The organism is Leptotrichia wadei, assembly GCF_007990445.1.
Classification (GTDB): domain Bacteria; phylum Fusobacteriota; class Fusobacteriia; order Fusobacteriales; family Leptotrichiaceae; genus Leptotrichia; species Leptotrichia wadei_A.
This window is the reverse complement of record NZ_AP019841.1, coordinates 1206302-1222067: the sequence shown is the minus strand read 5'-3', so window position 1 is coordinate 1222067 and position 15766 is coordinate 1206302. Positions and strand designations below refer to the sequence as shown.

Genomic DNA, 15766 nt, shown 5'->3' with positions numbered 1-15766 from the left:
ATATAAAAAAAAAACTTGTTAAATCTTAAAAAGTAAAGTATAATATATTCTAAAATAAGAGAAATAAAAAGAGATTTCTAAATAATTTATAAAATTTAATATGTGAAATTTAAAAAAAGCAATAAATGGAAATAAAAAAGTTATTAATAACAGAAAATTATGTAATCTTTATAAAAAAGGAATTGATTTGGAGGTCAAATGAAAACGAAAACGAAAACGAAAAAGAAAAATAAGAAAAAAATTTCAAAAGTATTATTTAGTAAAGTGGCGAGAGTGGCATCACTGGCTACGACTGTAGTTGCTAGTGAAATATTGACAAGCGAGAAAGCAGAAGCATCAATAACAATAGGTGAAACTGCCGGATCACCTAATAACCAGTCTGTAAAAAAAACAAGTGCGGCAGCGGTATCTACTGCGATAGCGATAGGTAATAATGCAAATGCCTCAAATTCTGGATCAGCATTTGCAATAGCAATAGGAGGAGATACAACATCTACTGGAAATGGTGCAATATCGATTGGTAAGGATGCCCAGTCGCTAGCATCTTCAGGAGTGGCCGTGGGTTATAATTCTAAAGCTTCAGGTGGTCAAGCGGTAGCAATTGGTGGAAATATTCAAAATGCTGGAGGAGCGCAGGCAACGGGAGACCAATCTATAAGTATAGGTGGAGACACAATTGCAAGCGGATCTTCTTCAATAGCAATTGGTGGAGATGACTTGAATCAGGCAAACAGTATAGCTGGAGTAGTTTTTAAGAATTTAACAGGAGTAGATTTGATAGGGACAACTACATATGTAAAAACAGAATCAGGCGGAGCGGGATCTATAGCAAATCTACTTCATCAGGACACCTGTCAACTGCATTCGGGACAAAAACAAAGGCATCAGGAGCATATTCAACAGCATTGGGAGTAGGTGCGAGTTCAGAAGGAGAGGGCTCTATAGCATTAGGAGGAGCAGCAAGTTCTAAAGGAAAAACATCAATTGCCATAGGAACAAAAGTAAAGACAGTTGGAGAATCTGCAACATCAATGGGATATGGTGCGGAAGCCAACAGCAAAGGGGCTGTAGCAATTGGACTGGATTCAAGAGCTGGAGATGGAAATGCTGCAACAGGTACAGCTGGTGCTAACGGGATAAATGCAGTAGCAATAGGAACAGGTGCAAAGGCAATAGCTAAAAATACTATTTCAATTGGGACAGGAAATGTTGTAAGCGGGGTTGGTTCAGGAGCGATTGGAGATCCGACTACAATTACAGGAGCTGGAACTTATTCATTAGGGAATGATAATGGAACTATTGCAGCAAGTAATTTAGGAGTATTTGGTAATAACAATAACATAAAAGGAGCAACTTCAGGAAACCGTGTTATAGGGAATAACAATACAGTAGAGGTGACTGCAAACAATGCTCTTATTTTTGGTAATAATGCTGGCGTAAGTGCGGCAAATGGTATAGCAATTGGTGAAAACTCAGCTTCAACTTCAGAAGGATCAATTGCATTTGGATTAAATTCAAAAGCTGGAAATGGTTCAGGAGCTACTTTTGGATTAGCAAAAGATGCAATAGCGATTGGTACAAATTCTAGTGCAAGAGGAGATAAAGCAGTTGCAATAGGAAAGGGAACGCAGGCTAATCATGATAGTAATATAGCAATAGGTAATTCTGCAGAAACAGGCCGTGATTTAACTGTAAGTAATTATGATATTAAAAATATTTCAATAGGTTACGAAGCTGGAAAAGGAATGAATGGTCAATTTAACAGCTATCTGGGAACTAATGCAGGTCAAGATAGCAAAGGAGATGGGAATTCAGCATTTGGACTTAGAGCAGGAAAAACTGTTACTGGAAATACTAATACAGCAATAGGAATGAATTCGGGACAAAATGTTGAAGCGTCATCTAACACGGCCATAGGGTTAAATGCCGGACAAAATGTAATTGCAAATGGAGGTGGAAGTAATGTAGCCATAGGAACAAATGCTGGTCAAAATGTAACAACAACAAGTTCAGGTGGTGGAGATAACATTGCTATAGGAACAAATGCTGGAAGAAATGTAACATCATCTATAGGACATAATACAGCCGTAGGACATAGTGCTGGTCAAAATATAATTGGGACTAATAACGTTGCATTTGGGTCAGGTTCAGGACAAAATGTAGTTGGTGACAACAATACATCTATGGGGATTAATGCAGGAATTGGAGTAAAAAGCAGCAGTAATGTATCGATAGGATCAGATTCAGGACAGAATACTGATGGAGTAGGTAATACAGCCATAGGATATCAAGCAGGACAAAAAGTAACTGGCGGACATAATATTTCTATGGGATATCAATCTGCTAAAGGTTTAAATGGAGGTTCTAACACTATAATAGGATTTCAGGCAGGACAAGAAATAGTTGGAGGAAATAATATCATAGTTGGAACAAATGCAACTAAAAAAGTGACAGTAGATAATGTTGTAAGTATCGGTACAAATTCTACTGCTTCTACTAATAACTCGGTGGCTGTTGGTTCATACTCGAAAGCAACAGGAAATGCAGCGATAGCAATTGGTCAAGGTTCAAATGCAAGCAAGGATAATTCAATGGCTATTGGAAACAGATCAACAGTTAATGCGGTGAAAGATGTTGCAATCGGTTCAGATTCTTCTACATCAGCGACAACAGGTGTTTCAAAAGCGACAATAACAGTACCTGGAACTGGAAAGAGCATTACTTATGGAACTTTTGCAGGAAGTAATCCTGATGCTGCATTTTCAGTTGGATCGGCTGGAAGAGAAAGACAAATTCAAAATGTTGCAGCTGGTAGAGTAACAGCAACAAGTACAGATGCAATCAATGGTTCACAATTATTTGCAGTAGCAAATGAACTTGGGAAAACTTGGAAGGCAAATGCTGGTGGAAATTTAAGCGGTTCCGCAACATCAACACAGGTTATGCCTGGAGATGAAGTTCAATTTGTTGCGGGTAAAAATTTGGAAGTAGAGCAAAATTTGGCGACAGGTTCGTAAAAATATACATATTCATTGAAAAAAGATGTGGATTTAGGGTCAACTGGAAGCTTAAAAGTAGGGCCTGTGACAATAAATAACAACGGAATTGATGCTGGAAACAAAAAAATAACAAATGTCGCTCCTGGAACGGCTGATACGGATGCAGCAAATGTGAGCCAAGTAAAAGCAGCAAAAACAACAGTATCTTCAGATGATAATTCAATAACAGTGACAGAAACTACAAAGCCAGATGGACATAAAAACTATGACCTGTCAGTAGATGTTACAAAACTGGATGCGGCAAACAAAAGTTTAAGCAATATCAATAATGATGGAAACAAAGTAATAAGCGGCATTGCAAGAAAATCAGTAGATGTAGTAGCAGGAACGAATATAAAGAATATAGTTAAAAATGATGTTCAAAATTCAGATGGAACAACAACGACTACATATACAATAAATGTGAATGGAGCGAGAGTAGTAGCAGGAGATGGAGTGACAGTGGCGACAGGTACGCCAGGTTCAAACAATATTACAGATTACACAGTGTCAGTAAAAAATACGACATTGACAGCGGCGCCAGGCTCAACGACAGTAACAGCAGGGGATAATAACAGTTATGCGAAAGCAGGAGATGTGGCAACTGCAATAACTAATGCGGCAAAAGCAGCAAAAACAGAAGTAAAATCGCCAGACAGTTCAATAAATGTAGCTACTGATAATACATCACCAGACGGACATACAATTTACAATATTACAATAGATAAGTCAGGGAAAGTAGCGGCAGGAGACACTAAATTAGTGACAGGAGATACTGTAAATACAGCAATAACTAATGCAAAAACAGACTTAATCAACAATAATCCTTTAAAATTTGGAGGAGATAGCGGAACAGTTGTAACTAGAAAATTGGGAGATCAGCTGGATATAAAAGGCGGAGCAACAGGAGCAACAACATCAGGGAATATAGCTGTTATAGCAGATGGAAATAATACTTTAAATATTCAATTAGCAAAAAATTTAACTGGATTGGACAACATCTCAACAAATGGTGGAAATACGGTAATTAACGACAATGGAATTACAACACCAAAAGTTACAATAAATAATGCACCAACAGTGGGAACAGATGCAACAAATAAAGATTATGTAGACAGCACGAAAACAAAAGTGACATCGAATGACAGTTCGGTTGTAATAAATAAAACAACAAGCGGAAATCAAGACGTGTATGATTTGTCGGTAGATGTTACAAAACTGGATGCGGCAAACAAAAGTTTAAGCAATATCAATAATGATGGAAATAAAGTAATAAGTAATATTGCAAGAAAATCAATAGATGTAGTAGCAGGAACAAATATAAAAGATATAGTTAAAAATGATGTTCAAAATTCAGATGGAACAACAACGACTACATATACAATAAATGCGAATGGAGCGAGAGTAGTAGCAGGAGATGGAGTGACAGTGGCGACAGGTACGCCAGGTTCAAACAATATTACAGATTACACAGTGTCAGTAAAAAATACGACATTGACAGCGGCGCCAGGCTCAACGACAGTAACAGCAGGGGATAATAACAGTTATGCGAAAGCAGGAGATGTGGCAACGGCGATAACAAATGTAGGGAAAGCATCGAAAACGACAGTAACTTCAAATGACAGTTCAGTAACTGTAGTTTCAAAGGTGGATTCAGGAGATGGACATGTAAATTATGATTTGTCGGTAGATACAAGTAAAGTGGCTGCAAATACAAACCTAACTTACAAGGCAAACAGCGGAACAGGTTTAACAACGACACTGGCAAACGGACTGGATTTTAAAGATGGAGATAATACGGTAGTAACAGTTGGACCGAATGGAGAAGTGAAATACAGCTTGAACCCGACAGTTGCAGGAATTAATAGTATTACGACAAATGGTGGAAATACGGTAATTAACGATAATGGAGTTACAACACCGTCATTGACATTGACAAATTCAACACCGCTAACTTCTTCGACAGGTGGAAAAGTTACTGTACCAGCTGGAACAGGAAATCAAGCGGTAACAGGACAGACAGTTGCAAATGCGATAAATAAACTTGGGGATAATACAATAAATTTAAAGGCTTCAGATGGAAATATAACGACAAAACAGTCATTGAATAAAGATGGGGGACTAGAATTTAACATAACAGGAAGCAATGGGATAACAACAACGGCAAGTGGAGATACGATAAATATTACAATTGCGCAGTCTGGACTGAATACATCGACAACAGGCGGGAAAACGACAGTAACACCAGTAACAAGCGGAAATACTTATGCAACAGCAGGAGATGTAGCAACTGCAATTCAAAATGCTGTAAATAATTCGGGATGGAATGCAGTAGCAGGAAGTACAGGAACAGGAACAACATCTGGAAGTGTATCAAATAAATTGGTAACGCCAGGAGAAACAGTAAAATTACAGGCTGGAGATAATTTAAATGTAGACCAGTCAGGTGGAACATTTACATATAGCTTGAAAAATGATATTAATGTTAATAGTATAACTGCTGGAAATAATAAGTTTGATACATCAGGATTGATAATTAGTGATGCGGCTGGAAATAAAGCGATAACTACACCATCAGGAACTACTTATACAAATGCGGCAGGAAATACAACTGTTATAAATCCTACAGGAGTAGTGATCAATAAATCAGCAGCAGATCCTAGCAAGTCTGTTTCACTTACAGATAACGGACTTGATAACGGTGGAAATAAAATTACAAATGTTGCGGCAGGAGTAAATCCAACGGATGCAGTAAATGTTAGTCAATTGGATAAAGCTATAAATAAATCAACTTATAATGGACCTGTAGTTTATACAAATGCTGCTGGAGAAAAAATTGTTAAAGTAAACGGAAATTACTATAAAGCATCGGATGTTGATGTAAATGGAAATCTATTGCCAGGTGCAGTAGCAATTAATCCAAGTGATATTCAACATAGTTTATTAAATGCTGATGGAAGTACTACAAATCCAAGTACATTAGATAATGTAGGAAAAGGAAAGATTTCTTCATCTTCAAAAGAGGCCATAAATGGAAGCCAGTTGAATAATTTGGGAACTCAATTGGGATTGACAGTTGATCTGTCTGGAACTGGGTTTTCAAATCCAACATTTGCTGGACTAAAAAATGTAAATGGTTCGACTGGAGCAGCGCCGACAACATTTAAAGATGCTGTTGATCAAACGATAGCTAAAGTAAATGAAGGAATAATTTATGGTGCTGATAATAATACGGCTGGAACTAGACAGCAATTGGGAAGCAGATTGACTGTTGAGAGCGGAGATTTTGCAAGTGGCGGAGTAAATTATAAAGGACAAAATCTTGAAACATCATATGTGTCAGATGGAGCAGGAAATGGTAAAATTATAGTTGGAATAACTGAAAATCCAGAATTTAATTCTGTAAAAGCTAAGACATTTACGGCGGATGATGGAGCAGGAAATACAACTGTAACTAATGGACAAGGTACAACCATTACTGATGCAGCAGGAAATAAAAATGTGGCAACTGCGGCAGGAAACACTTACACAAATGCAGCAGGAAATACAACGACCGTAAATTCTTCTGGAGTGACAATTAATAAGTCAGCAGCGGATCCTAGCAAGTCAGTTTCACTTACAAATAGCGGACTTGACAATGGTGGAAATAGAATTACAAATATTGCTGCAGGAGTTGCTCCGACAGATGCAGTAAATGTTAGTCAATTAGGAAATGCTGTAAATAATTTAACAACAGCTATTAACGCTTCAAAATCGGAAGTAATTGGCGGAACAAACACAAATGTGACTAGTTCAACAGGTTCAAATGGACAGATAGTTTATAAGGTTGATGCTGATGGAACAACAGTTTCAGGTGGAAGCAGCTTTGTTTCTGTAACTCAGGGAACAAAAGATGCAAATAATATAACTGATTACAAGGTTGACCTGGCACAAGGAACAAAAGACAAATTAAACAGTATTGGAACTGGAAATATTGCTGCAGGAGACAATAATACAGTAACAGGTTCTACAGTGCATAATTACATTCAAAATAATCCTTTGACTTATACAGATGATAATGGAACGATAGTTACTCGTAATTTAGGACAAAATTTAAATATTATGGGTAGAGCAACAGGACCGCTTACTACTGGAAATATTGGAGTTGTAGCAGCTGGACCAGATACATTGGAATTGAGACTGGCTGAAAATGTTGATTTAGGACCAAATGGAAGAGTTACTATGGGAAAAACCGTTGTTAATGATGACGGAATTAAAATTACAGGTGGACCAAGCGTGACATCGTCAGGAATTGATGCTGGAGGAAAAAAAGTTACGAATATTGCTGAAGGTGATATAAGTCCAACAAGTAACGACGCAGTAACAGGACGACAAGTTTACAATGCTATAAGTGCTGGTGCTGCCGACAAAGCGACAAGAGCAGAACTGGCAGGAGTAAATAATAACTTGACAGCTGGAATTGCAGGAGTTGCGGCGATGGCTAATTTACCGCAAATCAATGACTCGGCTTCAAATAGATTTAATATAGCAGTGGCTGGAGGAGCATATAAAAATGGTAGAGCTATGGCTTTAGGATTTAGTGGAGTTTCTGATGGCGGAAGATTTGTTTACAGAGCTAGTGCAAGTTTGAACAATAAACGAGATGTGGCGGTAGGTTTAGGAGTTGGGTATCAATTTGGTAAAAGAGATGTTATGCCGAATGAACTTGACAGAATGAAATCTATGGTTGCACTTATTGAAGAGCAGAAAGATAGCTACAGTCGACAATTGAAACAGCAGCTTGAGCAAGAATCTAGGAAAAATCAGGAAAATTCAGAACTTATTAGACAATTAATGCAAGAAGTTCAAGAGTTGAAGAGCAAGAGCAATGTGAGTAATAGAAGCAATAGAAGTTAGATAAATTATATTTTTTATATTGCAGATAAAAATTAAACTAAAAAATATAGAAATAATTATAACTATAAAATTATTTATGATGACTGACAGCGAGGGGATTAATCCCCTTGCTCAAAAAAAGATTATTTATATCTTAATTGTATTTTTGTAGATTTCTTTAAATTAAAATAGATTAAGATAGGAGAATAAAAATTAGTCATCATATTTTTTAGTACCAAAAAAAATTATAAATTCGATATTTATTATTGGACGCTATTTTTTTTGATATTGATATCATTAATATACACTTCAATATACATATAATATTAATTATAAGAAAAAATTGTAACTAATCAATCTCGATAAATCTGATTAAATTTCTTTTTATATAGATACTATTTATTTTTAAAGTTTTATGTGTTAAAATAATAATAGTATATTTAATTAAATAGAAAGCAAAAAAATCAAATGTAAAAAATACTGTGTTTATCGTTAGGTTTTTAGAATTATAATAATAAATAAAAGTGAAGGAGATTTAATTGTATAAAATAAAAATTAATAATATGAAATTTCATTCGTATATAGGTGTTTACGAAGAAGAGAAAAAAATTGGGCAGAACATTGAAATTGACTTAATTATATCGCTTTCAAAAGAAATTATTAAAAATGATGATATAAATAGTACGTTAAGTTATGGTGACTGTTATAGGAAAATTAAAAAGATTGTAGAAGAAAGTAATGTTGATTTGCTGGAGACGTTGGCTTTGGATATTATTAAGGAAATAAAGAAATTGAATGAGAATATTGAAGATGTTCAGGTAAATATTAGAAAATTGGCAGTTCCAATTAATGGGATTTTTGATAGTGTGGAAATTCAGATAAAGGATTAGGCGGGAGTGAAAAAATGGAGCAAAAAAATAAAGTTTATTTAAGTTTAGGTGGAAATATTGGAGACAGGAAAGAGTATATTCAAAAAGCTGTTGACATGATTGGAGAAATTGATGGAATTAAGATATTAGAAAAGTCTGGATTGTATGAAACGACTCCGGTTGGATATTTGGAGCAGGATTTGTTTCTGAATGGAGTAATTAAAATTGAAACTGAATTTTCAGCAAGGGATATTTTGAAAATTATAAATAAAATTGAAATTGAACTGGATAGAAAGCGTGAAATTAGATGGGGACCGAGAACAATTGATATTGATATTTTGATTTTTTCAAATAAAAAAATAGATGAAACTGACTTAATAATTCCACATAAAGAAATGTTAAATCGACTATTTGTTTTAGTTCCATTAATTGAAATTTACGATGGAGATTATTTTGGAAAAGAAGTAATTGCTAAAAGAATAGATGAACTGCTTAAAATAGGAGATCAGAAAATACAAAAAGTAGAAGGATAATTTGAAAATTAATTTAAAAAAATGATTTGAAAAGAATTACATATACATAATATATTTTTTTAGTAGTTGTGTTAGTTGTTAGTAATATAATATGAAAAAAAAAGAAATATAGTGTTGTGTTGTAATTCTTATATTTTTTAAATTTTATATTTTTATTATCGGACGTTATATTTTTTGACGTTATATTTTTTTATACACTATTTATACTATTAATATTTATTATTATATTATTTAACGTTTTTCACTAACTTTACTTTTTCTTAAACTTAATTAACTTCTTAACTATATTATCTATTAATATATTCACTTATAAAATATAAAAAGTAATTGTAACATAAATATTATAATAATATAGTAATTGATTGGTACAATATAAAAAAATAAATAAAACATAAATAATGGAATGTTATATTAATTAGTAAGCGTTTAATTAAACTAATTTAATTAATAATTACATTATAAATTATATAAACTTATACAAATTTAGGATTTAATAAAATTGAATTTTTTTAAAAGAATAAAAAATTAGAAACCAAACTTAATTTATTTAAAACAAAAGAAAGGAAAAAATGCAATGGAGAAAAATAAAAATAATTTAGATAAAAAAACAAGGCTAAAAAATATAGAAAATGCGGTGCGTGAGATTTTAATAAATGTTGGAGAAGATGTGGATAGGGAAGGGCTTATTGAAACACCAAAAAGAGTTGCCAAAATGTATGAGGAAATTTTGAGTACAAAAAATGTAGATGACTTTAAGAATTATAAATTATTCGATGTAGATTTGGGGGATTCGCAGGAGATGGTGCTTGTGAAAGAGATTCCGTTTTTTTCAATGTGTGAACATCATATGTTGCCATTTTTTGGGAAAGTGCATGTTGCTTATATTCCACAGGATAATAGGGTTATTGGGCTTAGTAAGATTCCTAGATTAGTGGAATTTGTTTCTAGAAAATTGAGTGTTCAGGAAGAGATTACTGTAAACGTGGCTAAGAAACTGATAGAGATATTGAATCCGCTAGGAGTTGCGGTTGTAGTTGAGGCACGGCATATGTGTATTGAGATGAGAGGGGTTAATAAGATTGGATCTGTTACTAGGACTTCATTTTATAGTGGGGAGTTTAAGGAAAATGCAGACAGGAAGAGAGAGTTTTTGGATGGTATAAGAGATGGGAAATTTTAGTTTATTGTTAAATTTATACTAAACCCCATTTGAATAAACAGATATATTGTAAATCTTTTTAGTTGATATTATTTTCAAATAATTAAAATAAATATTCGCTTTTTGAACGGGGAATAGTATTAAATAAAAAAATTAAGCTGTCTGTCAAATAGATTTAATAAATTTTTATAAAAATGGGAGAAGAAATGATGAAAGAATCATTGTATGGAGAAAAGGAAAGGGTAAGACTGCTTGCGGAAATTTTGAAAAAAATGGATAATCCAGTTAATGATGTTAAGGTTATTCATGTTAGCGGAACAAATGGAAAAGGTTCTACTTGTTATATGATTAACAGTATTTTATGTGAAATGGGGTATAAGGTTGGATTATTTACAAGTCCGCAAATATTAACAGTTTATGAATTAATCAAAGTTAATGGAACTGAAATTACAAAGTTAGAATTTGAAAATTGTAAAGGTGTACTGGAAAAAGTTTTAAGAGAATTGGATTTGGATTTAGAAAGTGATTTGTCATATTTTGAAATGGTATTTTTGATTGCAATGATACATTTTAAAAATAAGGATGTGGAAATGTTGATTTTAGAATGTGGACTTGGTGGTGAACTGGATGCGACTAATGCGGTTCGTAGGATTGATTATACTATTTTTACAAGGATTGGGATTGATCATAAGAATTTTTTGGGAAATACGATTGAGGAAATTTGTCGAACTAAGTCTAAAATTATGCGAAAAGATAGCAATGTGATAGTTGCTCCAAATCAGAGAAATGTTGTTTATGAAATTTTGAAAAAGGAAGCTCAAAATAAAAATTGTAATATTTTTTTGGCGGATAAAAATATAAAAGTTTATGAATTGATGAATGAAGAAGAAAAAATTGTTGAAAATAGTGGAAAGAAAATTACTGAAAATGAAAATTCTGATTTTGCAGATTATACAGAAGTGGAAGCTGAAATAATTGGAAATTGTAATTTTGAGAAAAATTTAAAAAATAAATATTTTTTTAGATTTGGTTTAAGAGGAAAACAGCAACTGGAAAATTTGGCTACAGTTTTGACTTGGTATTTTAGATTTTTTGAGAATTTGGAAAATAGGAAATCTGAAGAAATATTGGATAAGGCTTTAGGAACGTTGAAAATACCAGGACGAATGGAAAAAGTTGGAAAAATTAAGAATGTTTATTTGGATGTGGCACATAATGAGGACAGTGTTGAGGCTTTTGTGAATTATGTTGGGGGAAATTTTCAGGATAGGAAAAAAATTTTTGTGGTGGGATTTTTGAAGGATAAGGAAGTGGAAAAATGTGCTAATTTTTTGAAAAAAGCTGGAGATAATTTTATATTGACAGAACCTAAAAATGAAGAGAGAAAACTGGATTCACAAATTTTGAAAAAATATTTTGAAGATAAAAAAGCTGAAAATCCTGAAAATATAATAATTTCTGAAAAAAACATTGAAAAGGCTTTTTTAAAAGCATTGGAATTAAGAAAAAATGAGGATGAATGTATTTTTGTGGTGGGATCGTTTTATTTGCTTGGGGAAGTGAAACGAGTAATTAAGAGTTATTTTTAATGTAATAAACTTGTTTTGAATTTATAATTATTTTTTTACAAGTTATTAAATAAATATAATATGTTTACTATAATAGAATAAATAAGAAAAGTTAAATTAATTAAAATTCTATATTGTTTAAAATCTAGAAAAAAGATAACAACAATTTTTATCTTCTTAATTATCTGAAAGGTATTAAATTTTTTGATTTTTATGAATGATTATAAAATAATAAGTTAAAAAGTGAAAAATAAAAAATATATACAGAGAAAGGGAAAATGTTGAAATGATTAAAATTAATGAAATAAAAAATAGAGATTCTAAAAATATTGTTATTGAATTTGATGGGGAAAAAAATGAATTGAATAAATTTGGAAATTTTTTGGAAGATAAAAATGTATTTTCTTTTAATCAAGATAAAAAGATTGTGGGAATTTTTAAATATTCTGAGTTAAAGCAGTTGTCTGAAATCTTGAAAAAGGAAAATAATTTTGAGTTTGAAAATGGGATTAATAAATTGGAAGATATTTTGCAAAGGGATAGGCTGATTTGGAAGGGGAATAATTTTGAGTTTGATTTGACAACTGAGTCGGTTATTTATTCAATTTTGAATATTACTCCAGATTCATTTTATGATGGTGGGAGAAATTCGAGCATAGATAAGGTTTTGAAGAGAATCGAAGAAGATATTAGAAATGGGGCTAAGATATTTGAGTTTGGGGGAAAATCATCGAAGCCTAATTTTGATGATATTTCGGCACAGGAAGAATGGAATCGGATTGAAAAATATATTGAAGCTGTGAAAAAGGAGTTTCCAGGTATTGTACTGGCTTTGGACAGTGATACTGAAGAAGTTATTGAAAAAGGATTGAATACTGGAATTGATATTATTAATGATTTTAATGGGTTTACTTCAGAAGGAAAATTGAAATTAGTTGAAAAATATAAGCCTGCATTAGTTGTTATGAATAATGGAAGATTTGATAAAATTCCAAATTTGAAGAATTATTTGGAAGATTATTTTGACAAGAGAGTAAAGGCAATTTTGGAAACTGGGATTGAAAAGGAAAAAATTTCGATAGATCCAGGAGTTGGGTATTCTTCGAATAATAGTATGAATACTCCTGAAGATATGGAAAGAATTAAATCGGTAAAATATTTGCGGGATATGAAGCTGCCAATGATGGTTGCAATTTCAAGAAAGAGTTTCAATGAAAAGATATTTGGATTGACATTGGAAGAAAGACTGATGGGAACGTTGATATTTGAAAGTTTAATGGTGCAGGACGGGGGAAGAATTTTGAGAGTACATGATGTGAAGGAAACTAGGGATATTTTGAATATGCTGGAAGTTTATAATAAATTTTAATAAAAATTGAAAAATTGAAACATTTTATTTTGTGTGGTATAATAAAAAAGTGTAAAATTGAAAAATAGAAAAGTTTAAATTGTTAAATCAATCTTTTTGAAAACTTTACTGTATGTAGAAATAAAGATTAAACTTTTTAAAATTATATATTTTAAGTTTGACAAAATAAAAATTTTTAGTAAAAGAATTTAAAAATCAGAAGTTATAAAAATTTAATAATGGGAAGAAGGAGTTTTGATATTTTATTAATTCAAAAAAATTATTTTTGTTAATATTTTTAGACTTTTGAAAATGAAAGATAAATGGGAGGAATCTAGAAATGAAAAAATATTCAAAAATATTATTTTTAATTACAGCGGTAACAATGATTTCCAGTTGTACGGTAGCACCGCTTACAGGAAGAAGACAATTAAAATTGGTTAGTGATGAAAGTGTGGCAGAAAGTTCAATTTCTTCATACAGAGAACTTATTCAACAGGCTGGAGCTAAAGGGCTATTGGCAAATAATACTCCTGATGGACAACGGTTGAGAAGAATTGGCGGAAGAATGTCGGCGGCAGTTGAAAAATATTTGAATGAAAATGGGATGTCTAAAAAAATATCTGGTTTACAATGGGAATTTAATTTGATAAAAACGAAAGAAATAAATGCATTTGCTATGCCAGGCGGAAAAATTGCTTTTTATACTGGAATAATGCCAGTCTTGAATAGTGATTCTGGAATTGCCTTTGTAATGGGGCATGAAATTGGACACGTTATTGGAGGACATCATGCTGAAGCTTCAAGTAATAATGCTCTTGCTGGAATTGCGGCAGGTGTGACAGATGCATTGACAGGTGGAAATATTATATCTTCTTTAGTTTCCGATGGACTTTCTATTACTCTTTTAAAATTTAATAGAACTCAAGAATATGAAGCAGATAAATACGGAATGATATTTATGGCAATGGCTGGCTATAATCCATCTGAAGCAATTACGACTCTTGAAAGAATGGATTCGATAGGTGGAAGTCAAGGTGCAGAAATTTTATCTACACATCCATCTGGAAAAAACAGAATTGAAGCAGCTAGAAAATTTTTACCTGAAGCAATGAAATATTACAATGCAAAATAGATAATAAAAAAAATGTGAAAATCAAATACGAAAGGAAATGCAGTGAAAAATAAGATAAGTATAGCTCCGATGGTTGACAGGACAGATAGAAATTTTAGAAATTTTGTGAGAATGATAAACAAAGATGTTTTATTGTATACGGAAATGATAACGGCACAGGCAATTCTTAATGGAGATTTGGACTACATTTTGGGATTTGATGAAGTGGAACATCCAATTGTGCTGCAAATTGCGGCAACTAATCCAAAAGAGGCTTATCAGGCTGTAAAAATTGCTGAGAGATATGCTTATGATGAAATTAATCTGAATGTTGGGTGTCCTTCGGATAAAGTTTCAGGAAATATGATGGGTGCTTATCTTATGGCATTTCCAGAAGAAGTTGCAAATATTGTAAAAGCAATGAAAGATGCAACAGATAAACCGATTTCTATAAAGCATAGAATTGGAATTGATGGAAAAAATATATTACCTGATACTTTTGAACGAACATTGCTTGACAAATATGAAGATATGATGAATTTTATTCATATTACTGAAAAATCTGGAGTAAATAAATATATTATTCACGCACGAATAGCAATATTGGCAGGACTTGATCCAAAACAAAACAGAAGCATACCGCCACTTAGATATGATGAAGTTTATCGTGTGAAAAAAGAAAATCCTAATTTGCATATAGAAATTAATGGTGGAGTAAAAACAGTTGAGGAAGTTGATGAGCATCTAAAACACGTGGATTCTGTAATGCTAGGTCGTGAAATTTATGACAATCCTATGATTTTGACTGAATTTGGAAAATATTATGGAAGTGAAGAAAAAATAAATATTACACGTAAAGAAATTATTGAAAAGATGATTCATTATGTTGAAAATATGGAAAAGCAGAATCTTCGTCCACATTTATTTTTAATGCATACTCACGGATTATTTTATAATGTACGTGGCAGCAAGGCTTGGAAAAGAGCAATTAATGAAACAAATACAAATTCTGAAACATTAAGAAAATTGTTAAAAAAAATGTAAAATTTTAGATAGCAAAAAGTCTTAATAGGTTTAGCATAAATTTAAATTATTTGATCGTTGTTGAAAAACAGCGATTTTTGTTTTTAAAAATTAATAATTAGCGAATCAAAATATTCTAAATACAAATATAAAAAAAATATTTTTTTTGTGGACTTTTTATTATAATTATGTAATAATTTAATGAAAACAAATTATGAATTTTTTCACAAATAAATTTG

10 protein-coding genes are annotated in these 15766 nt (G+C 32.2%); all 10 read left to right on the top strand.

Annotation, left to right across the window (positions count from 1 at the left end; genetic code table 11):
- Positions 1 to 198: 198 nt before the first annotated feature.
- The gene (locus FVE74_RS11910; protein ID WP_147003646.1) at positions 199 to 915 is read left to right on the top strand and encodes a hypothetical protein; all 717 of its coding nucleotides are present in this window, start codon (positions 199 to 201) and stop codon (positions 913 to 915) included.
- Positions 807 to 3017, top strand: a complete 2211-nt coding sequence (locus FVE74_RS05800) for a YadA family autotransporter adhesin (protein ID WP_420028887.1) — start codon at positions 807 to 809, stop codon at positions 3015 to 3017. Before FVE74_RS11910 ends, FVE74_RS05800 begins: the two co-directional genes overlap by 109 nt.
- A 27-nt stretch (positions 3018 to 3044) precedes the next feature.
- Entirely contained in the window at positions 3045 to 7934 is a 4890-nt protein-coding gene (locus FVE74_RS05795; protein ID WP_172617441.1) for a beta strand repeat-containing protein, read from the top strand.
- Between the two features lie 518 nt (positions 7935 to 8452).
- Positions 8453 to 8803: a dihydroneopterin aldolase gene (folB, locus tag FVE74_RS05790; protein ID WP_147003643.1), complete on the top strand. Its 351-nt coding sequence runs from the start codon at positions 8453 to 8455 to the stop codon at positions 8801 to 8803.
- Positions 8804 to 8817: 14 nt separating this feature from the next.
- Positions 8818 to 9315, top strand: a complete 498-nt coding sequence (gene folK / locus FVE74_RS05785; RefSeq protein ID WP_147003642.1) for a 2-amino-4-hydroxy-6-hydroxymethyldihydropteridine diphosphokinase — start codon at positions 8818 to 8820, stop codon at positions 9313 to 9315.
- 574 nt (positions 9316 to 9889) lie between these two features.
- Positions 9890 to 10495, top strand: coding sequence for a GTP cyclohydrolase I FolE (gene folE / locus FVE74_RS05780; protein ID WP_147003641.1), 606 nt, complete (start codon positions 9890 to 9892; stop codon positions 10493 to 10495).
- Between the two features lie 188 nt (positions 10496 to 10683).
- Positions 10684 to 12063 (top strand): bifunctional folylpolyglutamate synthase/dihydrofolate synthase, encoded by a 1380-nt coding sequence (locus FVE74_RS05775; RefSeq protein ID WP_147003640.1) that lies wholly within the window; start codon positions 10684 to 10686, stop codon positions 12061 to 12063.
- A gap of 265 nt (positions 12064 to 12328) precedes the next feature.
- Positions 12329 to 13411 (top strand): dihydropteroate synthase, encoded by a 1083-nt coding sequence (gene folP, locus FVE74_RS05770; RefSeq protein WP_147003639.1) that lies wholly within the window; start codon positions 12329 to 12331, stop codon positions 13409 to 13411.
- 319 nt (positions 13412 to 13730) lie between these two features.
- Positions 13731 to 14525, top strand: coding sequence for a M48 family metallopeptidase (locus tag FVE74_RS05765; protein WP_147003638.1), 795 nt, complete (start codon positions 13731 to 13733; stop codon positions 14523 to 14525).
- 42 nt (positions 14526 to 14567) lie between these two features.
- On the top strand, positions 14568 to 15548 hold the full coding sequence (gene dusA, locus FVE74_RS05760) for a tRNA dihydrouridine(20/20a) synthase DusA (protein ID WP_269473145.1): 981 nt from the start codon (positions 14568 to 14570) through the stop codon (positions 15546 to 15548).
- Positions 15549 to 15766 lie beyond the last annotated feature (218 nt).

What these genes read in the sequence shown, in the direction of transcription:
- FVE74_RS11910 (WP_147003646.1), top strand. Translation starts at nt 199, where the DNA reads ATGAAAACGAAAACGAAAACGAAAAAGAAAAATAAGAAAAAAATTTCA.
- folK (WP_147003642.1), top strand. Translation starts at nt 8,818, where the DNA reads ATGGAGCAAAAAAATAAAGTTTATTTAAGTTTAGGTGGAAATATTGGA.
- FVE74_RS05775 (WP_147003640.1), top strand. Translation starts at nt 10,684, where the DNA reads ATGAAAGAATCATTGTATGGAGAAAAGGAAAGGGTAAGACTGCTTGCG.
- folE (WP_147003641.1), top strand. Translation starts at nt 9,890, where the DNA reads ATGGAGAAAAATAAAAATAATTTAGATAAAAAAACAAGGCTAAAAAAT.
- folP (WP_147003639.1), top strand. Translation starts at nt 12,329, where the DNA reads ATGATTAAAATTAATGAAATAAAAAATAGAGATTCTAAAAATATTGTT.
- FVE74_RS05765 (WP_147003638.1), top strand. Translation starts at nt 13,731, where the DNA reads ATGAAAAAATATTCAAAAATATTATTTTTAATTACAGCGGTAACAATG.